The sequence below is a fragment of the Bordetella muralis genome (genome assembly GCF_054781015.1).
The window spans coordinates 98,059-121,029 of record NZ_BAAGVF010000008.1 but is presented as its reverse complement, the minus strand read 5'-3'; the positions used below and the strand labels follow the sequence as shown (position 1 = coordinate 121,029).

At 57.8% G+C, this 22,971-nt stretch carries 20 protein-coding genes and 1 pseudogene; 7 read left to right on the top strand and 14 right to left on the bottom strand.

The window, feature by feature from the left end; genetic code table 11:
- Positions 1–49 precede the first annotated feature (49 nt).
- Genes ACYVIT_RS18330 through ACYVIT_RS18310 form a run of 5 tightly spaced genes read right to left on the bottom strand, consistent with a single transcriptional unit; the run spans position 50 to position 4,386 of the window.
- Positions 50–1,054, bottom strand: coding sequence for a zinc-binding dehydrogenase (locus ACYVIT_RS18330; protein ID WP_415806879.1), 1,005 nt, complete (start codon positions 1,052–1,054; stop codon positions 50–52).
- A gap of 29 nt (positions 1,055–1,083) precedes the next feature.
- The gene (locus ACYVIT_RS18325; protein WP_415806772.1) at positions 1,084–2,070 is read right to left on the bottom strand and encodes an ABC transporter substrate-binding protein; all 987 of its coding nucleotides are present in this window, start codon (positions 2,068–2,070) and stop codon (positions 1,084–1,086) included.
- 20 nt (positions 2,071–2,090) lie between these two features.
- A complete protein-coding gene (locus tag ACYVIT_RS18320) occupies positions 2,091–2,861 on the bottom strand; it encodes an ABC transporter permease (protein ID WP_415806773.1) in 771 nt (256 codons plus the stop codon).
- Positions 2,858–3,649, bottom strand: a complete 792-nt coding sequence (locus ACYVIT_RS18315; RefSeq protein ID WP_415806774.1) for an ABC transporter ATP-binding protein — start codon at positions 3,647–3,649, stop codon at positions 2,858–2,860. Before ACYVIT_RS18315 ends, ACYVIT_RS18320 begins: the two co-directional genes overlap by 4 nt.
- On the bottom strand, positions 3,646–4,386 hold the full coding sequence (locus ACYVIT_RS18310; RefSeq protein ID WP_415806775.1) for a GntR family transcriptional regulator: 741 nt from the start codon (positions 4,384–4,386) through the stop codon (positions 3,646–3,648). Before ACYVIT_RS18310 ends, ACYVIT_RS18315 begins: the two co-directional genes overlap by 4 nt.
- Positions 4,387–4,907: 521 nt before the next feature.
- Between ACYVIT_RS18310 and ACYVIT_RS18305 the strand changes: the two are divergent.
- From ACYVIT_RS18305 to ACYVIT_RS18280, 6 genes and pseudogenes are all read left to right on the top strand, one after another.
- Positions 4,908–5,051 (top strand): annotated as a pseudogene (locus tag ACYVIT_RS18305) (proline dehydrogenase family protein); the annotation flags it as partial.
- Positions 5,052–5,183: 132 nt separating this feature from the next.
- On the top strand, positions 5,184–6,137 hold the full coding sequence (locus tag ACYVIT_RS18300; protein WP_415806776.1) for a tripartite tricarboxylate transporter substrate binding protein: 954 nt from the start codon (positions 5,184–5,186) through the stop codon (positions 6,135–6,137).
- Between the two features lie 24 nt (positions 6,138–6,161).
- A complete protein-coding gene (locus tag ACYVIT_RS18295; protein WP_415806777.1) occupies positions 6,162–6,647 on the top strand; it encodes a tripartite tricarboxylate transporter TctB family protein in 486 nt (161 codons plus the stop codon).
- Between the two features lies 1 nt (position 6,648).
- Entirely contained in the window at positions 6,649–8,136 is a 1,488-nt protein-coding gene (locus tag ACYVIT_RS18290; protein WP_415806778.1) for a tripartite tricarboxylate transporter permease, read from the top strand.
- Between the two features lie 314 nt (positions 8,137–8,450).
- The gene (locus ACYVIT_RS18285; RefSeq protein WP_415806779.1) at positions 8,451–9,101 is read left to right on the top strand and encodes a two-partner secretion domain-containing protein; all 651 of its coding nucleotides are present in this window, start codon (positions 8,451–8,453) and stop codon (positions 9,099–9,101) included.
- 61 nt (positions 9,102–9,162) lie between these two features.
- Positions 9,163–9,696: a hypothetical protein gene (locus ACYVIT_RS18280; RefSeq protein ID WP_415806780.1), complete on the top strand. Its 534-nt coding sequence runs from the start codon at positions 9,163–9,165 to the stop codon at positions 9,694–9,696.
- A gap of 213 nt (positions 9,697–9,909) precedes the next feature.
- Here ACYVIT_RS18280 and ACYVIT_RS18275 read toward each other — a convergent pair whose 3' ends face one another.
- Complete coding sequence (locus ACYVIT_RS18275; protein ID WP_415806782.1) at positions 9,910–11,265, bottom strand: hypothetical protein; 1,356 nt, start codon at positions 11,263–11,265, stop codon at positions 9,910–9,912.
- A 656-nt stretch (positions 11,266–11,921) separates the two neighbouring features.
- On the opposite strand from ACYVIT_RS18275, the gene ACYVIT_RS18270 reads away from it, so the two are divergent.
- On the top strand, positions 11,922–12,980 hold the full coding sequence (locus tag ACYVIT_RS18270; RefSeq protein WP_415806783.1) for a hypothetical protein: 1,059 nt from the start codon (positions 11,922–11,924) through the stop codon (positions 12,978–12,980).
- Positions 12,981–13,000: 20 nt separating this feature from the next.
- Here ACYVIT_RS18270 and ACYVIT_RS18265 read toward each other — a convergent pair whose 3' ends face one another.
- Genes ACYVIT_RS18265 through ACYVIT_RS18230 form a run of 8 tightly spaced genes read right to left on the bottom strand, consistent with a single transcriptional unit; the run spans position 13,001 to position 22,540 of the window.
- Complete coding sequence (locus ACYVIT_RS18265) at positions 13,001–14,641, bottom strand: gamma-glutamyltransferase family protein (protein ID WP_415806784.1); 1,641 nt, start codon at positions 14,639–14,641, stop codon at positions 13,001–13,003.
- A 53-nt stretch (positions 14,642–14,694) separates the two neighbouring features.
- Positions 14,695–15,750, bottom strand: a complete 1,056-nt coding sequence (locus ACYVIT_RS18260) for an ABC transporter substrate-binding protein (RefSeq protein WP_415806785.1) — start codon at positions 15,748–15,750, stop codon at positions 14,695–14,697.
- Positions 15,743–16,927: a CobW family GTP-binding protein gene (locus ACYVIT_RS18255; protein ID WP_415806786.1), complete on the bottom strand. Its 1,185-nt coding sequence runs from the start codon at positions 16,925–16,927 to the stop codon at positions 15,743–15,745. Before ACYVIT_RS18255 ends, ACYVIT_RS18260 begins: the two co-directional genes overlap by 8 nt.
- Positions 16,917–18,533 carry an amidohydrolase family protein gene (locus ACYVIT_RS18250; RefSeq protein ID WP_415806787.1) on the bottom strand — a complete coding sequence of 539 codons (1,617 nt, stop codon included), beginning with the start codon at positions 18,531–18,533 and terminating at the stop codon, positions 16,917–16,919. The genes ACYVIT_RS18255 and ACYVIT_RS18250 overlap by 11 nt, the downstream gene beginning before the upstream one ends.
- A gap of 19 nt (positions 18,534–18,552) precedes the next feature.
- A complete protein-coding gene (locus ACYVIT_RS18245; protein ID WP_415806788.1) occupies positions 18,553–19,800 on the bottom strand; it encodes a metal-dependent hydrolase family protein in 1,248 nt (415 codons plus the stop codon).
- A gap of 33 nt (positions 19,801–19,833) precedes the next feature.
- Positions 19,834–20,712, bottom strand: coding sequence for an ABC transporter permease (locus ACYVIT_RS18240; RefSeq protein WP_415806789.1), 879 nt, complete (start codon positions 20,710–20,712; stop codon positions 19,834–19,836).
- An 11-nt stretch (positions 20,713–20,723) separates the two neighbouring features.
- Positions 20,724–21,776, bottom strand: a complete 1,053-nt coding sequence (locus ACYVIT_RS18235) for an ABC transporter ATP-binding protein (RefSeq protein ID WP_415806790.1) — start codon at positions 21,774–21,776, stop codon at positions 20,724–20,726.
- A 5-nt stretch (positions 21,777–21,781) separates the two neighbouring features.
- Positions 21,782–22,540 (bottom strand): ABC transporter permease, encoded by a 759-nt coding sequence (locus ACYVIT_RS18230; protein ID WP_415806880.1) that lies wholly within the window; start codon positions 22,538–22,540, stop codon positions 21,782–21,784.
- Positions 22,541–22,971: the final 431 nt, after the last annotated feature.

The following is a 22,971-nucleotide window of genomic DNA, read 5'->3' as shown; positions in this document are numbered from 1 at the left end:
TATGGATGATGAAAGATTCAGGGAAATGATTTCGTAAGCAGGCGCGAAATCAGGGTTTGACGATGACCTTGCCCAGCACTTCGCGGTCGCGGATCAGTGCCAGCCCTTCGGCGGCTTGTTCCAGTGGCACGACGCGATCGATAACGGGCTTGATACTGCCGTCGGCCACCATGTCCAGCAGGGCCTTGAGGTTGTCATCGTAGAAACTGTTCGAACCTTTGATGTTCAATTCGAAGCTCCATACATAGCGCAGATCTTCTTTCGGATCATGGCCTGCCGTGGCGCCGCATACGAGCAAGGTGCCGCCGCGTTTGAGGCATTTCAGCGAAGGCACCCAGGTGTCGCCGCCGGTGAAGTTGATGACGACATCCACGCCGCCTTCGTTGGTGCGGCGTTGGGGTTTGCCATATTGCGCGATGGCCCATTTCGAGAAATCGGTGTCGCGATAATTGATGACGTGATCGGCGCCGATCTTCAGCAGTTGTTCGCCTTTGGCGTCGCTGCCCGCGCAGGCGATGACTTCTGCGCCCAGCAGTTTTGCCAGGATGACGCAGGCAGTGCCTACGCCGCCGCTGGCGCCCAATACCACCACGCGATCACCTGCTTTGACGGTGTTGTGGGTGATCAGCATGCGGTGCGCGGTGCCATAGGCGACGGGCAGGGCGGCTGCATCTTCATAGCTGACTTGGTCGGGCAGGGCGATCAGTTGCTGTGCGGACACCAGGCAGTATTCGGCCATACCGCCGTCCAGCATCTCGCCCATCAGGCCCTTGGCGCGATTCAGCGGGTTGACCAGGACGCGGTCGCCGACTTTCCAGTCAGACACGTCGTCACCGACTTCGACAATTTCACCCGCCATATCCAGGCCGATCACGACAGGCAGCGGCACCTTGATGCCGGGCATGCCGCGCACGGTGAATACGTCGTGATAGTTGAATGAGGACGCACCCACGCGAATCACCACATGGCCTGCCGTGGCGGTGGGGGCGGGTTTATCGGTGACGACCTGCAGTTGATCCAGGTCGCCGTGTTCGCTCAACAGCAGTGCTTTCATGGTTTTGCTCATGCTATTCCTTTGTGGTGTTACTTGATGGTTTTGGATTGTTCGTAGGGACCGGTCATGAAAAGATCGTCTTTGAGTTCACCCTTGATCATTCCGCTTTCTGTAAAGACCTGATGCTCGCGTTTCAGCGTGGCAATATCCGCCGGCTCGAAGGCGACGCGGTTCATGTTCGACCATTGGCCTGCGTAGACGCGGGCATCTTGTTCGGGCAGGTTGGCGGACTTTTGCAGGATCTCCACGACTTCGTCCCGATGCGTTTCGCCCCACGACAGGGTGTTGCGCATGCCTGCCAGCACACGGGCCACCACATCGGGATGTTGCGCGATGAATTCGCTGCGCACGGCACCGATGCCGATATAGGGCACGGAGTCGCTCTTGGTCAGCTTTTTCCATTCGTCGGCAAACGACCCCAGGCGAGTGACTTTCAGTTCGCTCAGTTGGGCGATCGTGACGGAACGCAATGCCGCAGCATCGACTTGCTTTTGCGCGAGGAATTGCGCGATGCGGGATTCGTTGCCGCCCACTAGCGAGAAGTCATTGCTCTTGATGCCATAGTTGCCGTCCAGCACTGCGCCGGCGATGACAGCAACAGAGCTGCCGGCCGGTGACATGCCGACTTTCTTGCCGCGCAGCTGTTCCAATGACGTAATGGGCGAGCCTTCGGGTACGACGAATTGCACGTCGGCAGGTTGGGTTGCGGAAAAGACCTTGATGGGAACGCCTTCGGCGGCGCTGCTGAATACGCCGGCAGCGGGCGCGCCAAACGCCAGGTCGATCGAGTTCGACGCCAATGCACGCAAGGGAGCATTGACATCGGGGAAGCGAACGAATTCAACGTCCAGATTCTGCTTCTTCAGAAAATCGGTGGCCTCCAGCACTGAGCCATAGCCCAGGCTGACACCGCTGCTCCAATAACCAATACGTACTTTGTCGGCGGCCAGGGCATTGGCAGAGGCAAACAAGGCTGCTGCTGCCAGCGTGACGGGCAGATATTTTTTCCAGTTCATCGTAAAAACTCCGTTGAGTTTTAAATCGGTTTCCAGCGAAACAAACGGCGTTCCATCGGTTTCAACAGCCCTCCCTCGAGGGCGAGCATCAGCAAGACCAGTGTGAGCGTCCACGCGAATACCTGGTCTGTTTGCACCAGATCAGCTGCCTGACGCAGCCGGTATCCGATGCCATCAGAAGAGCCCAGCGTTTCGGCGACGAGCGACACCCGCCAGCCGAATCCGAATGCCAATCGGGCGCCAGAGAAAAAGTAGGGCAGGATGGTGGGCAGATAAATCTTGCGCAGGATTTGCGTGCGCGACATGCGAAAGCTGCGCGCCAGATCTATATGCTGTTTGTCTACGTTCTTTGATCCCTGCCATACATTGGTCAGGATCAGCGGCATGGCGGTCATGAAGACGACAAAGATCGTTGTCGCGTTCGATATCCCAAACCAGATGATCGCGAATACCGCCCAGATCGCCGACGAGACGGTATTGGTCACCGAGAGCAGGGGCTCGAAAAAATTGGCCAGCGTGCGGTTCGATCCCAGCGCCAAGCCCAATGGCGTGCCCACGATGGTGGCCAGGACAAAACCCATCGCTACGCGATACAGCGTCATGCCGATGTCGTGCAGGAACGTGGGCGTGGCGAACAGGGCCTGCATGGCTGCCCAGACTTTCGAGGGGCCGGGCAGGATAAACGCCGGCATGCGCGACGCTGCAAGCGCCCAGATGGCAATAAAGACCAGCGCGAGGAACAGACGCTGACTCAGCAGAATCCACAAGGAGCGCGTGGCGGTTTGCGTCATGGTGTCACCTTCAGGCGGAGCTGACGCGTCAGTTCGGCCGCGTCCGGGTCGGTGGGCAAGCGAGGACGGGCCAGAGGCACGTCGACGATTTGTTTGACGCGGCCGGGACGAGGTTCCAGCAGCACGATGCGATCCGCGAGCACGACGGCTTCTTCAACGTCATGCGTGACAAACAGAATGGTGGCGCCACTACCGGCCTGAATTCGCAGCAGTTCCTGATGCATCTGGCTGCGCGTGTGCGGATCCAGCTTTGAAAAGGGTTCGTCCATCAGCAGTATGGAGGGCTCGACGACCAGGCTGCGCGCCAGGGCGACGCGGCTGCGCATGCCGCCGGACAGCTGATGGGGCCACGATTGAGCGAACTCGGCCAGTCCTACGGTGCGCAGGGCTTGTTCCGCACGCTCATGCCGTTCGTGGCGGGGCAGTGATTGGGCCTCCAGCCCGAATTCCACGTTATCACGCACGGTGCGCCAAGGCAGCAAACGGTCTTCCTGGAACATATATGCCAGTTTGTGCCATTGTTCGAATTGCGCTGCAGGCTTGCCTTCTATTTCCAATTCGCCGCGATCGAACGAATCCAGGCCCGCTGCGATATTCAGCAGCGTGCTTTTACCGCAGCCGGAGGCGCCCAACAGGGCGACGACCTCGCCACGGTGCACGTCAAAAGATACGTCCCGCAGGGCTTGCAGGTCACCATAGAACTTATTGAGGTGTGTCGCCCGCAGCACGGTTGGCGTGGCAACGCGTGCCGTGTCATGAGTCGGTTCAATGTCAGCCTGCGCATTCATCGCCAGCTCCCTGGGCCGCTAATAGGAATGGCCGCACCGGTTTCCGCCAGACTTGCATAAAGTTTCTCCATGGTCATTGCCTGGAATGTCTCTATATGTCGTCGCGCGATCAGTTCGGCGCGCTTGCCGTCCTTGTCTTCGAACGCTGCTATCAAGGCGTTGTGGTCGTGCTTGATTTCGGGCTTGGTCTTCTGAACGCCGAATCCCAGGGCAACCAGCCGGGACATTTCGTCCAACAGCGATGCCAACGTGCGATGCAGCCGTTCATTGCCGCAGGCGGCCGAGATGGCCAGATGAAAGGCCGAGTTTGCATCCATGAACGCATCAATCTGATCGTTCAATTGCATGACCGGGTGTTGCACCCGGCAGGCGGCCTCGAGCTCACGCAACTGTACGATGTCAACGCGGCCGACGGCCAGACGTGCCGCCAGGGGTTCGAGCTGAACACGCAGCGTGAAGACTTCTTCCACGTCCCGCAAGGTAATGGGCGCAATTTGATAGCCCTTGCGAGGGCGGGACTTTACAAAGCCTTCATGGGCCAGTCTTACCAAGGCGATACGCACGCTGTTCTTGCGGATGCCGTACCTGGTCATCAGTTCCGGTTCGGTCACAAATGCGCCGGGAGGCAATCGGCAAGAAAGTATGTCTCGCCGCACGCGTGTGTAGGCGTCATCCCCAAAACTTAAGGCGCTGTTTGCTTCATGTGCAGGTGCAGAAAAAACAGGAGAAAAGATCATGGCCGCCGCATCTTCAGTGGATGTGTAAGCGGCTCACAGATGTTTCCAGAACTGCCTACATGAGCCCATTCTAGGTACTCACATGCGAAGTGTGAAACATCAATATGCACTATGCATATAAGTAAAAACCATATAAATCAAAGGTTTGTGAGCGGCTTACGTGAGCTGCTCACAAGATTTCCTTGAGGGAAACCGAGCGTGCATGGCGCGTGCGAAAGACGGGATCGAGTGGCGTTTTGCGTCGCCGCAATTATGCCGCCAGCGCTGCGCCGCAATAGCGGCATCCAGCGAATTGTTCATGGCCGGGAACTTGGGCTTTGGTGGTGTGTTCTTGTCATCTCGGGTTTGCTGAAAGGGACTTCCGGATGCGTCTTGTTCACTTCGCTGCTCTGTCTGGAGGATCACCGTTTGATGAAGCGGCTCCATACCTGTGATGAAAGCATCAGTCTGTCTGGTCAAGGGCGACTATTGGGATACGGAAATCAACCGCGCCCAACTCGACGGGCGACGAGATGGAAGACTATCCCGGACAGTACGAGTTTCAATGCCTGCTCGGCATGAGCGAGCTCTTGTATGAATAAGTCGTTGGTCTGGCGGACAGTGGTAAGCGCGATTGTCCTTGCCGGATCTGCGCGCCGGTGGGAACGCAAGAGACGCTGCTGGCTGAATACCCTGACAACAACGACATGGCATTGCGCCCGAAAATTGTCTAGTATCAAAGTCTATTACGCCGTATATCAATAAACAGGCAATGGCCGGTGGGTGACATCACGCATCGGCCAATCGAGGAGACATCCATGCTAGGAATCACACGGGTTTTGGCTTCATTGGTTGTGGCTGCGCTGCCGTGGGCGGCGGGGGCCGCGCCGGCAAAAGTCATGGCACCGGGAGGGCCGGGCGGCGGCTATGACGCCGCGGCGCGCGTGCCGTTGCAGGTCATGCAGCAGGCCGGCATTTTCACTGATGGGTTTCAGGTCACGAACAAGGGCGGCGCAGGCGGAACGATCGGCCTGGCAGAGTTCATCAACACCAGCAAGAACGACGACAACGCCATCATGTCGATGGGGGCCATCCTGGTCGGCGGCATCATCCTGAATAAATCGCCGGTATCGCTGGACCAGGTGACGCCGCTCGTCAGATTGACCGACGACGCCGATGTGCTGGCCGTACCGATGGATTCACCCATCAAGACCGTGGCCGATGTGATCGCCGCGATGAAGAGCAACCCGGGCGCACTGGCAATCGGCGGCGGTTCGATCGGCGGTGTCGACCAAGTCGCGGCAGGGCTGATCGCCAAATCCGCCGGTGTCGATCCGCGCAAACTCAATTACATCCCCTATCCGAGCGGCGCGGAGCTGGTGCCCTTGCTGGTCAGTGGGCAACTGAAGCTGGCGTTGTCGGGGTTGTCAGAGTTCAAACCCTATGCGGACCAAAAGCGTCTGCGCATCATTGCCGTGACGTCTGATAAACGCCTGCCAGGCGTTGACGCGCCGACCCTCAAAGAATCGGGCGTGGACGTGGTAATCGGGAATTGGCGCGGTATTGTGGGAGCGCCGGGGATGAGCAAAGAAGGCCGCGCCATGTGGCTGGATCGTTTTCAAAAGATGCATGCCTCACCTCAATGGAAGCAGACCCTGGAGAAGCAGGGGTGGGATGACGCTTACCTCGCAGGTGACGATTTCGCCAAATTCCTGGACGAGGAAAAAGTCCGTCAGGCACAAGTGTTGAAAGATCTCGGCCTGGCAAAGTAAGCCATTTCCGCACAGGAGAACGTCATGCCCGCGACACCGCAACGCCGTCCGTGGTGGTTGGGATTGGCCGTGATCATTATCGGCGCGATCTGGCTGCAGCAAGGGTATGCGCTGCCGGATGCGGCGGGTTACGGCGGGGTAGGGCCGGGGGCATTCGTCATGCTGGTCGGTGCAGTCCTGATTCTGCTCGGACTGGCGTTGATGGCGCAGATCGCGCGCGGCGACTCGTTTGATCCCCAGGAGGCCGAGAGCGCCGAGGCCGGCGCCGCGCCATCGCGCAAGGCCTTTGCCTTTGCGGCGGCAGGGGCAGGCATCCCATTACTCACGATGCAATCGCTCGGATTTCCCCTGACCGCCATGTTGGCGTTTGTCTTGGTCACGCATGCGTTTGGATCGCGCAGGCTGGTGCTCGACAGCGTGATCGGCTTGGTGCTGGGCGGGATTTGCTGGGCGGGATTCTCCTGGTTGGGTGTGACGTTGGGTGGCGCATTGCCGCTGGCAGGGTGGTGAAATGGGTGCCTTTGATTCCTTGATGGCGGGTTTTGCCGTCGCGCTGCAGCCCGTGCATTTGATGTGGGCCTTTGTCGGATCGTTACTTGGGACCGCCATTGGTGTGTTGCCGGGGATCGGACCGGCCCTGACGATTGCGCTGTTGTTGCCCGTGACGGTCAAGCTGGCGCCGACGGCGGCATTCATCATGTTTGCCGGCGTGTTGTACGGGGCGATGTATGGCGGGTCCACGACCTCGATATTGTTGAATACCCCCGGCGAAAGCGGCTCGATGATGACGGCGCTCGAGGGTAACAAGATGGCGCGTGCCGGGCGCGGCGCAGCAGCGCTGGCTACGGCAGCGATCGGGTCCTTTGTGGCAGGGACATTGGCGACGTTGGGCTTGACGTTCCTGGCGCCGGCGATCGCGGAGCTGGCATTCGTGTTCGGGCCGGCGGATTATTTTGCGTTGATGCTGCTGGCCTTTACGTCGGTATCGGTGGTGTTGGGGACGTCGCGGGTGCGCGGCTTTATTGCGTTGTTCCTGGGCCTGGCGATGGGTGTGGTGGGCATTGACGGCCCCTCGGGGCAGGCGCGCCTGGCGTTCGGCTCTCCGGATTTGTTGGATGGCATCGATATCACGGTGGTGCTGGTGTCATTGTTTGCAATCGGGGAAATTCTCTATGTGGCCAGCCGCTATCGCAACGCGCCGCCTGCGGTGAATCCGCTGTCGGGCGGGCGCTGGATGACGGGGCAGGATTGGCGACGGTCCTGGAAACCATGGCTGCGCGGAACGGCGCTGGGTTTTCCGATAGGCGCGTTGCCGGCCGGGGGATCCGAGGTGCCGACCTTTCTGTCGTACACGATAGAGCGTCGATTGAGCCGGCATAAAGAAGAATTCGGCAAGGGTGCGATTGAGGGTGTTGCTGGGCCCGAGGCCGCCAACAATGCGGCGGCGGCGGGCATATTGGTGCCGTTGTTGACTCTGGGCCTGCCCACGTCGGCTACCGCTGCCGTATTGCTGGCCGCGTTCCAAAGTTATGGTCTGCAACCCGGGCCATTCTTGTTCGTCAACAGCGCCGACCTGGTATGGGGGTTGATCGCGTCGCTATACGTAGGCAACCTGATGCTGCTGGTCTTGAATCTGCCATTGGTGGGCTTGTGGGTGCGATTGCTGTTGGTGCCTCGTCCGTATTTGTATGCGGGCATCCTGGTTTTTGCCATGGTCGGGATCTGGGGCGTCGGCACGTCGTGGATGGATCTGCTGCTGATGTTTGTGATCGGTTTGGCAGGTTATGTGATGCGCGTTTATGACTTTCCCATTGCGCCGGTATTGATCGGATTGATTCTGGGGCCGCTAGCAGAGACGCAATTGCGCCGTGCCTTGTCGATAGGCGAAGGCAATCCTCTGGTGCTGGTGTCCTCGCCGTTGTCGGCCACCTTCATCGTGTTGGCGCTGGCGGTGCTGTTCTTGCCGGCGTTGTTGCGCAAGTTGCGGGCGAATGCGTGATGGTCCTGCCAACCTGATAAGCCGGGGTATCGAGCGGGTAGAAAAATAGGAACAGTCCTGTTTTTGAATATGCCTGATCTTTACGCGTAAACCGTAGGATCTGCGGCTCAGCAAGCGATATCAACGTCCTCGCCGCTCAGGGGTAGCGAAATCCGGCCGCTACCCCGCTACAAAACAATAAGAACGTTCGCTAGCCTAGCAACTCGCTCAGCCGAGAGCGATGCGTTGGCGCCTGTTTATACCGTTGGAAACCGTGCAACGACATGCCTCGATGCTGGGCGTCTTGCCCTGGCTGAGTCCTATCGACTCGGTTAATGATTTCCTTCTCTCAATCGTCACGTCCATTGCACCGTCTCGCCGGTGGCGGTGCCGTGTGCGTCGTAAATGTGCAGATGATGCGTTCGTTTCGTATTCAAGTTTGTGGCGCGTGGAACAGAGTGTTCGCGTATGTGTTGCTGAGTCTCTCTGGTGGTGGCCCGGTATTGGCGCAGACTTTGCCCCTGACCGTCGATCCCCATGCTGCCGGCGTGCGTCCAGCAGTGGAGCATCAAGGCGGGGTGCCGGTGATCCAGATCGCACCGCCTGCGGCAGGCGTGTCGAACAACAAGTTCACCGAGTTCAACGTCGGCCCTTCCGGCGTCATTCTGAACAACAGCGGTGCGGCGAGCCAGACACAGTTGGCCGGCCAGATTGCGGGTAATCCCCATTTGGGCCGCAACCCCGCAACGACGATCTTGAATCAGGTGACCGCGCGCAATCCCTCGCAGTTGCGCGGGTTACTGGAGGTCGCGGGGTCTCGCGCCAATGTGATCGTAGCTAACCCGGCTGGAATTACGTGTGACGGGCCGGTCAAATTCATTATCAGGATAGTGGAGGCTCAAAGTACTACTATGATCCGAATAGAAAAGTTTTCTTTGATAAGGAAAAAGACGTCTTGGCCCCTAAGGCTGTTCAGGATTTGTTAAAAGAGGAGTCTTGTTATCGAGCAATTAGTAAAGCTCTGTACGGCTACTTAGGAGCAAGGAAGTGATTTTGTTCAACGACGAAATGAGACGACGTGCTTCTAGAGAGCTGTTGAATTTGGTTCGCTATCCGCAACTGCCGATTGGCCTTTCACAAATTATCCAGTCCGGCTTTTCAAAGAAAAACGGATGCTATTTTTTTGAGAACTATGCGTCAAAGCTTGAAGAGATGGGGCCAGACATGATTCGGTCAAGATTTGGCGATTTGACTGGTTATGAAGTTTCATTCAATACCATCCATATTGATGATTTTTCAGAAGAACTAACGTTGAGTATTGGATTGGCATTTTCACGGGAGTTCTTGAAGTCTTGGGCGAAGTGGGCTGATGTGCCATGCAAGCTAGTAGTTGCTTCTAATGACGGTGAGTTTGGCGAGGACACGTCTTTCCGGTTCTACGTACCGAGGGAAGACGAAGTTTATATGGATTATTCGAACATTAGCGGTTTCGATGAGGCGATCATCGCTGTGGACGTTCTTCCCGGGTCTGATTCGAATCTGCTGAATCTTGACAGGGTTAGAAATGTAATGGCTGGCTAAAGAGGGGGGGCATTCCCTTAAGTGAGTATGGAACCCTCTGGATTGAAATGTCCGGCAATGCGAAAAGAACTGATAGATTATCTGCAGGGGCATGCGGATAAAGACTATCAGTACAAAGCTTGGGTCAGTGATATGGCTAACACATTTAAGAATGCACGTTAGCGGCTCGAAAGTGCCGGCTTTCGAGCGACACACCGCATGGTGATAAGGGGGTTAAACAAACTGCTTGCTCGGTTTAACCGTATTGCCGGGGTTGCTGTGAGCGTCAACCTGTTGTTGAGCAACCCTAGTGCGCATAGGATCGGCTAACCAATCCAGGTCATTGATGTCGTCTAACGTGACACCGGCTGTCATCAAAATCGCGACGGCATGAGTATTGCCTGCCTCTATCTCGTTTCGCAGCATTATTTCAGCAAGGTCTCTAAAGAGCCCTTTGATTTCTGGGCGAGCATTCAATAGCCCTTTCAGCTCACGGATTTTCGACGACGAGGATGAATGTCCCTCCAGGACATAGTGTTGGATCATCGAATAAACAATAGCACTCTTACCGTCAGGAGAAGGCCGAGACAGCAGGACATTCATGACATCATTCTGTCGGACGCCGTTGCATCTGAGCAGGTTTTTTATTGCCAGTCCATCACCAACGGAACCAGCAAGGAACAGCGCGTGGTTCCAGCCCACACCACCAGCAATCATCAGTTCCGCCGCCTCTATATTGCTTTGCACTAATTGCTCATGGAGCGCCTTGTCTGAGGCAAACGCACCATGCTCAGGAACCTCCTCCGAGTCAACGATTGTCCGAATCGCGCTGATACGTTCTTCGCGGCTTAGGTCCGGCATGTTGATAACGGCCTCCATCAACGGGCCTGGGCTGATGCTTTGTGACCTGGCCATGTCCATCAATCGCACCAGATGACGTTTTTGCCCGAAGTGCGCGGCAACAAGCTTTTCGGCACTCGGCACATCGCCGCACAGCCATTTCAGCCAGTTCCCGCTTGGAGCGTTGTTCGATTCCAGCGCGTACGTCACGACACCGGAAAGACCCTCGCTGCCCTCTGAGAAGCGAAACAATCTGTCCTTGATGATGAGCTGCACGGCATCCCATTCGCCTCTATCAATCAAGCCTTTAGCAGCCTCAACAGTATCTGCCCCCGCCTCAAAGAATGCAGAGGCAGTGCACGAATCGCCCATTGCAGCAGCGAAGACAAAAGCCTCTGTCATGTCTCCCTGTGCAGCCGTCAATAATGTCTCTGCCAACGCGGGTACCGCGGCGTTGTGCGCAATAAGCGTCCTAGACAGCCAATCAGTCTTGCAGTCACTGATCATGCTGCGAATGCCCGACTCCAACTCCATGTTTTTGCTACGCATGAAGATTCTGGCAAGCTTATCCGACCCTGGTGTGCCGGCTCGACGCGGGACGGCTTGAACAGCGCTATCAGCCTTACCAGCGTGATCGTCTCCTTCCGGATCGGCTTTGATTGTTTTGACGCTCTTATCTGGCGTAGCGAGTTCGCTCATTGCAGGCCATGTGGTGGACGGGCCAGCGGATAGATTTTGTACGTGTTCCATAAGTGCTTTCTGAAAAATAGCGTTGTTGATTGGTGATTTCACCGATCGACGAGTAACACTGGCACTAAGCGTGCTCCCGTTCCTGGCTCGCACGCATCACGTCAGGCCTTAAGCTTTCCCTCTGAGTAAACGATAGTCGGTAGAATTTCTGAGTCTCTCCGATATCGTGGCTCCTTGAAAAAAAGCAGACGTAGAGAACGCCAGACCGTTGCGGTGCTGAAGGAAGGTGAATCCGCGCTGCCCGCGGCAGCGTTGTGCAGAAATTGACGGTGTTTGCGCCGCTTCGGATGCTTGCGAAGCAATTGAATCGCAGGATTGGTCCTATTTTAGTTTTCTAAATACTTGCATGAGAGCGGCGCCACTTGCCGTTCAACTAGCTAAATCAATGCGGTTGCTGTCGACAAGCTGGCAAGCCAACCGGTCCCGTCCTCTACAAAACAATGAGAACGTTTGCTAGCCTCCGCTTTCGCATGATCGAGAGTGATCTGGGCGAACCGACCTTTGAGAAATCGTGGTGCGGAATTCTTGACTTCAAAAGGAAGACTAGCAGCGCACGAACTCTCACGAGATCGGCTTTTTAAAAAACAATCACTGCATAGCAACGTGTCCAGAGCTAAGGGCACTCGACTGTGCACGTTCAAATAACAAGTAAGAAAATGATGAAGAGACTATTGATTTTGTGTGTCATGGGTGTGCTGTTTGGCGTGGTCCTTACCGCCTGCCGAAACGATCCGGAACCTACGGCAAAGCAGCGGGAAACCTGGCTAGCCGTCAATAACAGCAGTCCATTTGGCCAAGCGATGCGTGACCGATCAGAAATCCTGGTGGGAGTCGTGGAGGATGAACTGCGCGGAGCGCTGCATCATCATGGATGTCCTATCCATGGTGCTTCGGTGGCAGAGCGGCTGTTCTCCCCTCAGTACTACAAATACGTTGACGACGTGGGCCAGCAATGGCTTGCCGATAATTCGGCGTTCTATGTTTTCACCAACGGACCGCTCTTGCACGCCTTGGAGCATCTTTCCGACTCGGAATATCAGCAAAGTATGGACATGCTGACGCAACCGCATTTTCAAGATGCGAGAGCGATTGCGGACATACGGTCTACGTTGAACTGGCTGTTCTCCGAAAGACTTGGATATCCCAGGTCCGGGGATTCGGCTTATCAAAAACTGGCTATGGTGATGGAGTTCAAAAAGATCCTCGACAAAACCGGGCATACCGACATGGTGGTCCGTGCCATTGGTTCCATTGATAAGAATACCGAAGAAATTTTCAACGCGCTGCCGACTACGATGTCAGCACCCATCGACGAGAAATGGCTCACGATGGCGCAGTGGTTTGCGGGAGATGAAAAACTTGAACGCATCTCCTCGTCGCTACTGGAATACGTTCACGGTGAAACCGTTACCGCTGTGCGAGATTACGAGGGATCGCCTTTAAATACGCGTATGGCCGAAGCCCGTGACGCGATTTATCTATGGCGTACCAGAACGTCTTCTGACGAGTCTGCTTCGACGGAGCAGGAGTTGCTTGGGAAAGACATTATCACCAAACATCTGGGCCCCGCTGTGGGCTCTGATATCAGGCTGTACATTCTTTATAACCACAGGGCGAACCTGCGAAAACTCGCTGTTAACTACATTAAGAATAATTACAGAGAGCTATGCCCGACCTTGGGTTCTCCCCGATTGAATCGCCTTTCGCGGTACTGAAATCTTTCGCTTGGCAACGACTACGCGACCCCTTCCGCATACCCATCCCGTTGCGGGTCTGCACCGCCCTCGAGTTTGCCATCAAACAGAGTAATCCCATGTACGCCTGCAAAGGCGTAGCTCAGGTAGCTGCGGCGGACTTCGTAGCCGAGCTGTTCTACCGCTTTTTGTACACCGACAGGAATGCGGTTGGAAATGTCGATGGCGTTGCTGGTGGCGACGAGGCGCGGGGCGATGATGGCTTCTTGAACGCCCATGCCCCATTCGAGTACGTTGAGAATGACCTGTGCGACCGCGGGCCCAATCCAGGACGCTCCGGGTGCGCCGAGCGTGAGCACGGGTTGTTCCCCGTCGTAGACGATGCTGGGGCACATGGACGAGTAACGGCGTTTGCCAGGCCCGATGGAGTTCGGCGTGCCGGGCGTGGGGTCAAAGGTGCTCATGGCACCATTCATCATAAAACCCGCGTCTTTGACGATGAACCCTGAGGGATTGCCCAGCGTGTGCGTCAACGACACGATCATGCCGTTGGCATCGACGGCGCTGACGTGAGTGGTGTGTTTGGATTCCCCGGGTGTGCGGCGGACGACGTTGGCCTTTTCGCCGGAACGGATACGTGCCGCCTGTTCCTGGCAATAGGCGTCGGACAGCAGGCGGTCAATGGGATTGTCGGAATAGTCGGGGTCGCCGATGAATTGTTCCTTGTCGCGCAGGGCGATTTTCATCGCTTCGGCCAGGACTCGGATGTATTCGGGTGAGTTGTGACCCAGGGCCGGCAAGTCGAATTGCTCGGCGATGCGCAGGATCTGTCCCACCAGTACACCGCCTCCGGGCGGTGCAGGCATGTCTACACGCCAGCCGCGATAGTCGACCGATAGCGGGTCGGAGGTGCGCAGGCGAAATTGCGCCAAGTCCGCTGTAGAGAGCAGGCCATTGTTGTTGCGCACGTCATCAATGATGTGTGCGGCGAGGGAGCCCGTGTAGAAACTGTCGGCGCCTTCCTTTGCGAGCGTTTGCAACGTGGCGGCCAAGTCGGGGTTGTGAATATAAGAGCCCAGCTTTTTGTATGAGCCATCCGGTTCCAGATAAATACGGTGCCCGTCCGGCGTGAGGGCGAGTTTTTCGCCGTAATTCATGCGGCCGTATTTACGCTCGTTTTGCGTGAAAACGGTATAGACGTGAGGCCGTACGATCCACCCATCGCGGGCGCAGTCGATGGCAGCCCCGAAAAGATCGCTCCAAGCCATGCTGCCGAATTCCGCATGTGCGGCGGAAAGGGCTTTGAGGATACCCGGGGCAGTGACCGACTGCACACCGGCTTCGTTCACGCAGTCTTTGACGATGAAGCCAAAACCGTCTGTCGTTTCACCCAAGACGATGTCCTGCCACATGTCGGCGCGGCTCTCGATGGGGCATCCGCCAAAGCCTTCGTAGACTTTGCGGATCCCCGTCGCCGGGTCATGGATGTGCAGCATGCCGAAACCTCCGATGCCGCACATCAACGGATCCACGACACCTTGCACCATGGCGCAGGCGATCACCGCATCCAGCGCCGAGCCTCCTGCACGCAGAATCTCTGCCCCTGCGGCGACGGCCTCGGGTTGAGGCGCAACAATCATGGCGCGAGGGGCGGGTATTTTGCGTGCAGGAGCTTGTCCCATGATGGTTTCCTTCGGTGAGATCGATAGATGTGCGAGAGGCGCGATAGAGGGCGTTACAGCCCGGCCTTGAACTCCTTGTTCCAGAAGTCCAGGCTGGCTGCGCGATGGCTGGCCAGGGCTTTCAGGTCATAAGGATGAATGCGGGCGAGCTCTTCTTTGGTAAAGCCGACGGATGCCTGGAGTTCGGGCGGCAGCGAGGCGTTCTTGACCGTAGGCGCATATCCCATGGTGTCGGCAAAATGCACTTGGCCGGCGGGATCGAGCAGCGCGTTCATGTATTTCCAGGCCGCGTCTTTGTTTCGGCTGTTTTTGGGAACGGCGGCCTCGAATGTCACGGGGATGGCGCCTTCCTCGGGGATGACGAATTCCAGCGGCAAGCCGGCTTCTTTCCATTGCAGCGCGCGGGCTTTCCACATGCAGGCGATCCAGATTTCTCCGGATTTGAAGGCGGCGGCGACGGCTTCGTTGGACGGGAAGACTTTGGGTGAGTTGGCTTTGAGCTTCTTCAGGAACGCGTAGCCGGGCTCAAAGCTGGAGCCGTCGCCGCCTTCTGCCAGGCCGACAAAGAGGGTGTTGAAGTTAAAGAGAATGTCGGAGAAGCCGACGCGGCCCTTGTATTTGGGATCCAGCGCATCTTTGAATGAATGAGGCGGTGTGGTGACCAGGTCCTTGTTATAGACCAGCACCATGGCGCTGAAAATATGGGGAATGGAATAAGGCGTCTTGAAGGTGTCGATCGCGTTGGCGAGGTTGGGGATCTTGTCCGCGGTCACTGGTTCGAGTACGCCGGCCGTGCTGGCGTCGTACATGTCCAGGTCACCAAGCAGTGCGATATCCATGGAGCCGCGACGCGAGTTGCGCTCGGCTTTAAGTTTGGTGTTGCGCGCCGTGGCGTTGCCCGTATCGAAGACCACATCGACGCCTTGGGCCTTGACAATGGGGCTGATGAACTGCTGCAGCAGGTTTTGGTAATCGCCGCCCCAGGTCCCGACTACGACATTGGAGGAGGCGGCGTGTGCCATGCCAGGGATCAGAGGCAGGGCCGGCGCGATGGCCAGGCCTGCCGCCTGCTTGATAAAGCCGCGTCGATGGAGATTGTGCTTATGCATGGTGCCCTCTGTGGAAATGGCGCAGGGGTGGAGCTTCCTGCTGGGGAAAAGGGAAAACGGCAGCAGCGGTCAATAGGACCGGTGCATCAGGAAAGGCTGCGTTGATGTCCGCCGCATCGATATCGCGGGTGATCACAACGCAGATGTCGTCTGTGTCGGTACGTTGCGTCATTCTGCGCGGCATGCCGAACGTCGTGCCCACGCTTTGGATCAGGATGGGTTCGTCGCAGTCGGTGGCGTTGAAGACTGCCTTGACTCGCAACAGGCGATCGCCGCACAGACCCGCCAGATCATCCAGCCAGATCGATAGATCCTCCCATTCGGCCGGTTGACGCCGTGTGCCTTTGAGCACATGGATACGGGGATGCGCTTGCGCACGCGTGTCGGATGAGAGCAATGCCTGCAGTGCGAGGTCAACCGGATCGCTGGTGGGTGGTGTGGTGAACGCCTGCCGCACGGCCTGGGTGCGATCAGTATCTGCGACGATCTGGGCCAGCGGATTGACGCCGCGAATGGCGCTAAGGTGCTCTTCGATGGTTTCCGGGGCGATCAGATCGACTTTGGTCAGAACGATGCGTTGCGCAGCGGCGAGCTGGGCTGCAGCCTCGTCAAAGGACTCGATGTTGAGCAACCCTCGTTCGCAGTCGTAGGTACTGACTACCGAGATACGCAATCCACGTGAACCGAGCAGCGGATCTGCCAGCGAGGCGATGATGGGACCGGGCCGCGACAGGCCGCTGGTTTCCAGCACGATGCGCGTGAGAGGCCCATGGCCTGCGGGTCGGGGTGCGTCGAGCAACGACATCACAGTATCAACCAGACTGCTGCGCAGCGAGCAGCATACGCAGCCGTTGGCCAGCATGGTGACGGAGTTCTGCGAGCCGTCTTCGACGATCACGCCATCGATGCCGATTTCACCGGCCTCGTTGACGATGACGCCGGTTTCACCGCGATCATCGCTTTGCAACAGGTCAACCAGCAATGAGGTTTTGCCGCTGCCCAGGAAACCCGCGAGGATGATGAGCTCAATCGGCGCGTTGTCGCGTGATACGGCGCCGTGCTGACCAGGCGCCGTGTCGTTGCTCGAGGCGGCCGAAGCACTGGATGTGCCGTCGGCCGCGAAAGCAGCGTCAAGGCGGGAGTCCGTCGAATCGGAGGCGCGAGGATCAGCGTACATAAGGCGGCCGGTTCTTGTCATCGCCCCAGCCATCGTTGACCAATGCGCGTACATCGGCGAGCAATTGGTCTACGTCATAGACGATGCCGGACTTGATGGTGTATTGCAGGGCGCGGCGCCATTCAGGCTGGCCGGTGCCGTCGTTCAGGCGCAGTGCGCCCGTACCATACAGCAGTTTGAAATCCTCGAGCGGGTTTTCCTGCAGGATCAATAGATCGGCGCGTTTGCCGATGTCGACCGAGCCGCGGTCCTCGTTGACGCCGAGCAATTCGGCGCCCTGCGAGGTCGCGCTGCGCAAGACCTCCAGCGGATGGAAGCCGGCCTCTTGCAGCAGCTCCAGTTCGCGGATCAAACCGAAACCAAAGATCTGGAAAATGAAGCCGCTATCGCTGCCGGCGCAGACACGGCCGCCGAGGTTTTTGTACTCGTTGATGAACTGCATCCAGAGGCGATAGTTTTCTTTCCATTCGATTTCGTTGGTGGTGCTCCAGCGATACCAGTAGGAACCGTGGCCGCCGCGTTGGGGTTGGAAATATTTCCAGACGGCTTTCCAGGTGTACTCGTCATGCCAATCCGCACGGCGCGCGCGCATCAGATCGCGGTTGGCGTCATAGATGTTGAAGGTGGGGACAAAGGTATGGCCCAGTTCCAGGAACTGTTCCATGACCGATTTCCACTTTGCGCTGCCTGGGGCCGCGGCTTGTTTGAACGTCTGGCCGGCCAGCGCGAAACGGAAGTATTCGTCGTTGTAGTTGTAGTCGGTGGGGTAGTTCTGTACGACCTGGTTCTCGAACAGGGCTTCGGGCAGGCCGTAGTAGTGTTCGGAACTGGTCAGGCCCCATTTGGCGGACTTCAGCGAGTTGACGCGCGTCACGGCCATTTGAGCGTGGTGGCAGCCCGAGCCCAGGCCGACTTTGGCGGCTTCGTCCAGCGCCGCCTGCATGATCGTGGGCGGTGCGCCGAAAAATTTAATGCCGTCGGCACCGCGGGCCTTCAGGCGCTGTACCCAATCGCGCGCTTGATCGGGAGTGTGAATGGTCTTGACGCGATCATTGACGGCGGGGAAATAGGCGTACGACAGAATATGCGGTGCCGCGATTTCGTTTTTGGCCGAGGCTTCTCTTTGCTGCAGGGTATATCCCAGCCCGTTCAGGCCACCCATTTCGCGTACCGTCGTGACGCCGTGCGCCAGCCACAGTTTGTAGATGTAGTCGGCGGGAGGCTCGACGTCGCACATGGAGTGGTACGGCGTGCCGATGTGAGCATGCGAGTCGATCAGGCCGGGCATGACGAATTTGCCGTGGCAGTCGATCTCGTGATCGCCAGGGGCAGGGCGACGTGCCGGATTGATCGTGTCCAGCGAAGCACCGACGCCGATCAGGGCGACGATACGTTCGTTCTCCACGACGATATCGACTGGTCCCCACGGCGGCGCGCCGGTGCCATCGATGATGGTGGCGCCGCGCAGTACCAGGCGTTTAAAGGGGCCCTCACCGCGATCGCGAGAGGTTGCGGGAACGGGAGGCTTCCAGCCTTTACTGGCATTGAGGTCTCCCATTTCCTCGCCGGGCTGGGAATTGATGTAGGGATTGTCGGGCTTGGACATGGGATTCCTTTAATCAGATTCAGGCGGCAAGCTCGTCGTGATAGATCTGGCCAGCTTTCATGACCAGCGGGATGTGGTCGCCTTGGCCGAGCAGGCAGTTGATGTCGTTGTACGGGTCGCCATCGACCACCAGCACGTCGGCAATCGCGCCCGGGATGAGTTGGCCGAGCTTGCCTTGCATGTTCAGGATTTCGGCACCGATTACCGTGGCGCTTTGCAGGACGTCGAAGTTCGGCAGGACCTCGGCGCGAATGCGGAACTCGTCGCTTTGCAGTCGTTGCGAGGGCCCGAGCAGGTCTGAGCCAAAGCCCATTTTGACGCCTGCGCGTTTGTATAGCTCTAGCGAAGCGAGGCCCGCGGTGCGCACGGTCGCGATCTTGGCGACGCTGTCGGCGGGCAGGCCGTACGAAGCGCCTTCGTTGGCGAGCGCTTCGTAGGTGACCAGGGTGGGCACCACATAGGCGCCTTTTTCTGCCATCAGTCTGGCCACGGGTTCGTCGATCAGGTTGCCGTGTTCGATGGTGCGTACGCCGTTGCGAACCGCGCGCTCAATGGCCTCGGCGGTGTACGAGTGCGCCATGACATAGGTCTGACGGCCACGGGCTTCGGCGACGATCGCGGCGATTTCCTCTTCGGAATAGCCATAGGCAGCAATGGGGTCGGTGGGCGATGCTACGCCACCAGACGCCATGATCTTGATCTGGTCGGCGCCCATTTGGAACTCTTCGCGTACGGCGCGTCGCAGGTTGTCGACGCCATCGACGACGCGGCCGATATCACCGGCACGAAAGCAGCAGCCGCAATAGCTCATGGGGCGCAAATGATCCGAACGTTGGCGCGGATCGCCATGGCCGCCAGTCTGGCTCAGCGCACGCCCGGAAATAAACAGGCGGGGGCCGACGATGGTGTTTTCCTCGACGGCGCATTTCAACCCCCAGCCTGCTCCACCCGCATCGCGTAGTGTGGTGAAACCGCGGCGCAGCATGGCGGCCATGATGGGCACGGCCCGCATCATCACCAGCGCGTCGGGCAACGCGCCCTGGCTGCTGAGGTTGAGCTGCGTGGCCATGACGTGCCCATGCAGATCGATCAGGCCAGGCATGACGGTCTTGCCCGTGGCGTCGATGATGCGGGCCGATGCGGCGCTGATGGGCTTGTCGGAGACTTCTTTGATCAACCCGTCTTCGACGAGTACGTCATAGCCTTCTTGTAGCTCGGGTTGCGTGGGGTCCAGCAAATTCCCGTTCTTGAATAGCACTGCAGACATCGGGGCACTCCTAGAATTCGGCAAAGAGGTGGATCAGGACACCATCGTCTTGACGTAGCGGCGATGGATAAACCAATTGGAAAGCGTGGCCATGGCCAAGGTGGCGACGACCAGCACCAGGGCCAGGGAGGCGCCGAATGGCCAGTTTGCGGCCTTGGTGATCTGGTCGTATAACGCAGGCGCCATCATGGTGATGCCTGTGCCGCCCAATAACACGGGCGTGGCGTAGGCGTTCATGCACAGGATGAAAACCAACACGGTCCCGGCGGCGACGCCTGGGGCGGCAATGGGCAACACGATGCGATAGAAACTCACGAAGAAATTGGCGCCCAGGCTTTGGGCTGCTTCTTCGACGGAAAAATCGATGCCTTCAAGCACGCTTTGCAAGGTCAAAATGAAATACGGCAGCACTACGCCTGTTGTGCCGACGATGACGGCAAAGGGCGTGTACATCATTTGCACCGGCTGATCTGTGAACCCGAACAACTGTAGAAAATAGTTCACGAAACCTGCATTGCCCAAGATGATCATCCAACCCGCAGCGCGCACGACGTTGCCGACCATCAGGGGAAAGACCAGCAGGATGATGAACAGGCTTTTGTAGCGGCTTTGCGATTTGGCCAGAAAGTAGGCGACCGGAAAGCCGAGGATCAATGACAGGATCGTGCACACGGCTGCGACATAGACCGTATTCAGAAAGACATCCCGGTAGTACGGGTCACCGAAGAACTTCAGGTAGCTGTCCAGCGTGAAGCCGTCGACCATCATCCCGTTGTCGAAATGATTGAAGCTGTAGCGAAACAGCATGAGGATAGGCACCAGCATCACGATCAATACCATGATCGATGCGGGAAACGCCAGGCTGGCGCCCATGCGCCGGCCTTGGCGCGCGCTTTTTTCAGCAGAATCCATGTCGTGCCGCCTCATTCGCTGAATAGCACGCAATCTGCCGGGTCAAAGCACGCATGCATGCGGGTGCCCTCGGACAGGTGCTGAACGTGAGTGCCGCCCCGATTGGATACTTGCGCACTGACGGACTCCCCCGAGTCCAGGCGCATGCGGACGTCGATGATGGAGCCCAGATAGATTGCGGTATCAATGACCCCAGCGAGGGCATTGGGGCCTTGGGGCTCGGCCGATAAGGTGACGCGTTCGGGACGCACGCCGACTTTCTTGATGCCGCTATCTGCACCGGCGATGGCAATGTCGCGCTGATTCGTGGTCCGGAACTTGCCCGCCTCGGTGATCGAACCTTCGAAGAAATTCATTTTGCCCAGGAAGTCGGCCACGAATAGATTGGCTGGGCGTTCGTATAGCGCCTCTGGCGAACCGATCTGTTGTACTTTGCCGTCATACATGATGGCCATGCGGTCGGCGATGGCCAGGGCTTCTTCCTGGTCGTGGGTGACGAATATCGTGGTGAGACCCAGATTGCGTTGCAGTTCGCGGATTTCCTCGCGTACTTCGAGGCGCAGTTTGGCGTCGAGATTGGAGAGCGGCTCGTCCAGCAGAAACACGCGCGGCTGTATCGCCAAGGCGCGGGCGATGGCCACACGCTGTTGCTGCCCGCCGGATAGCTGGCGGGGATAGCGGTCATGAAACTGGGACATGCGCACCATGTCCAGCGCGGCGCGCATGCGCTTGTCGCGCTCGGCGGCTCCGACTTTATGCATTTCCAGGCCGAACATGACATTCTGGCTGACGGTCATGTGCGGGAATAATGCATAGCGCTGGAACACCATGCCGGTATTGCGTTTGTGGACCGGCATATGCGTGACGTCATCGTCGCCGATGCGGATGGTGCCAGCAGTAGGCTCGATAAAGCCTGCGATCATGCGCAGCGTCGTGGTCTTGCCGCAGCCGCTCGGGCCCAGAAAGGCAACCAGTTCACCATCAGCGATGTCGAGGGAAAAATCCGAGACTGCGACGGCAGAACCGAACGTCTTTTTAAGCCGCTCAATAGAGACCTTTGCCATTATTACTAAACCACCTGACTGAGTTTGACGAAGCGATCGGTCACCAGCATGACGATGCCCAACAGCAGAATCTGGATCGCGGATACCGCCGCAATGGTCGGGTCAAGGTTGAATTCCAGATATTGCATGATCGCAATGGGAAGCGTGGTGCGACCGGGGCCTACCAACGACAGCGAGAGTTCGAGGTTTTCGAACGAGACGACAAAACTGAACAGAGACGCGGCGACGATCGCGGGGCGAAGCATAGGGAGCGTGATGCGCCAGAACGCGATGCGGGGACTGGCGCCCAGGTTGCGCGCCGCCTCGACGATGGAAGGGTCCAGGCCGTGCATGCTGGCCGAGACCAGACGCACCGTCCAGGGGATGGTCAGGCAGATGTGCGCGAGCACCAACCCGCCATAGGTGCCCACCACGTCCATGTCCAGGATGTTTTCGACCTGTAAATACGCGAGATAGATGGCCACGCCGGCGACGATGCCGGGGACCAGCAGGGGCGAGAGCAACAGCGTATTGATCACGTTGCTGCCCTTGAATGCATACCGGATGATGCCGAGCGATGCGGCCACACCCAGCGTCACGCCGCAGAGCGAGGCAATGATCGCAACCTGCAGGCTGGTGATGAAGCCATTGACAAAGGCTGAGTCCGTGACTGCCTTGTGATACCAGGACAAGGTATAACCCGACGGCGGGAAATACAGAATGGCGTCCTTGAAGAAGCTGAGCCACACTACAAAAATCAGCGGGCTGAGCATGAAAAGGTACATCAAGACGACGAAAATGCGGTGGAGCCAGGTTGCCCACGGTGCTCGTGATTTGCGGCGAGGAGCCGCAGGAGAGGCAATGCGCGCGTCGGCGCGAGCGGTGGTTTGCAATTCACTTACCCGTTTTAAGTGGCCTACTGCAAACCCGTTGGAAAAATCCGGTTGCACCAAACCCATAAAGATACAACCCATGCTAATTAAAAGGCGCAACCGTTGATATCGGTGTTAGCCCCAATGGTTGTACTCGCCGTTATTGAGAGGGCCTAAACGCCATTTCACAGTTGCAATCATGTCGATTCATTGCAAGGTCGTTGAAATAATTTGGCAAACTCTGCGTGACATGCTTTGCAATCGGCGCCGCATCTGGTACAAAAAGTTGCAGTCGGCAGAGGACGCCTTGTTAGCATCATCTCGCCGGTTTGCCCGGCAATGTC

Bases quoted from the DNA above. Each gene is read 5' to 3' on its own strand.
- ACYVIT_RS18290 (WP_415806778.1), top strand. From the start codon at position 6,649: ATGGGTGCCTTTGATTCCTTGATGGCGGGTTTTGCCGTCGCGCTGCAG.
- ACYVIT_RS18250 (WP_415806787.1), bottom strand. From the start codon at position 18,533: ATGTCCAAGCCCGACAATCCCTACATCAATTCCCAGCCCGGCGAGGAA.
- ACYVIT_RS18245 (WP_415806788.1), bottom strand. From the start codon at position 19,800: ATGTCTGCAGTGCTATTCAAGAACGGGAATTTGCTGGACCCCACGCAA.
- ACYVIT_RS18260 (WP_415806785.1), bottom strand. From the start codon at position 15,750: ATGCATAAGCACAATCTCCATCGACGCGGCTTTATCAAGCAGGCGGCA.
- ACYVIT_RS18285 (WP_415806779.1), top strand. From the start codon at position 8,451: ATGATTTCCTTCTCTCAATCGTCACGTCCATTGCACCGTCTCGCCGGT.
- ACYVIT_RS18265 (WP_415806784.1), bottom strand. From the start codon at position 14,641: ATGGGACAAGCTCCTGCACGCAAAATACCCGCCCCTCGCGCCATGATT.
- ACYVIT_RS18315 (WP_415806774.1), bottom strand. From the start codon at position 3,649: ATGAATGCGCAGGCTGACATTGAACCGACTCATGACACGGCACGCGTT.
- ACYVIT_RS18235 (WP_415806790.1), bottom strand. From the start codon at position 21,776: ATGGCAAAGGTCTCTATTGAGCGGCTTAAAAAGACGTTCGGTTCTGCC.
- ACYVIT_RS18300 (WP_415806776.1), top strand. From the start codon at position 5,184: ATGCTAGGAATCACACGGGTTTTGGCTTCATTGGTTGTGGCTGCGCTG.
- ACYVIT_RS18325 (WP_415806772.1), bottom strand. From the start codon at position 2,070: ATGAACTGGAAAAAATATCTGCCCGTCACGCTGGCAGCAGCAGCCTTG.
- ACYVIT_RS18330 (WP_415806879.1), bottom strand. From the start codon at position 1,054: ATGAAAGCACTGCTGTTGAGCGAACACGGCGACCTGGATCAACTGCAG.
- ACYVIT_RS18240 (WP_415806789.1), bottom strand. From the start codon at position 20,712: ATGGATTCTGCTGAAAAAAGCGCGCGCCAAGGCCGGCGCATGGGCGCC.
- ACYVIT_RS18230 (WP_415806880.1), bottom strand. From the start codon at position 22,540: ATGTACCTTTTCATGCTCAGCCCGCTGATTTTTGTAGTGTGGCTCAGC.
- ACYVIT_RS18295 (WP_415806777.1), top strand. From the start codon at position 6,162: ATGCCCGCGACACCGCAACGCCGTCCGTGGTGGTTGGGATTGGCCGTG.
- ACYVIT_RS18270 (WP_415806783.1), top strand. From the start codon at position 11,922: ATGATGAAGAGACTATTGATTTTGTGTGTCATGGGTGTGCTGTTTGGC.
- ACYVIT_RS18275 (WP_415806782.1), bottom strand. From the start codon at position 11,265: ATGGAACACGTACAAAATCTATCCGCTGGCCCGTCCACCACATGGCCT.
- ACYVIT_RS18255 (WP_415806786.1), bottom strand. From the start codon at position 16,927: ATGTACGCTGATCCTCGCGCCTCCGATTCGACGGACTCCCGCCTTGAC.
- ACYVIT_RS18320 (WP_415806773.1), bottom strand. From the start codon at position 2,861: ATGACGCAAACCGCCACGCGCTCCTTGTGGATTCTGCTGAGTCAGCGT.
- ACYVIT_RS18310 (WP_415806775.1), bottom strand. From the start codon at position 4,386: ATGATCTTTTCTCCTGTTTTTTCTGCACCTGCACATGAAGCAAACAGC.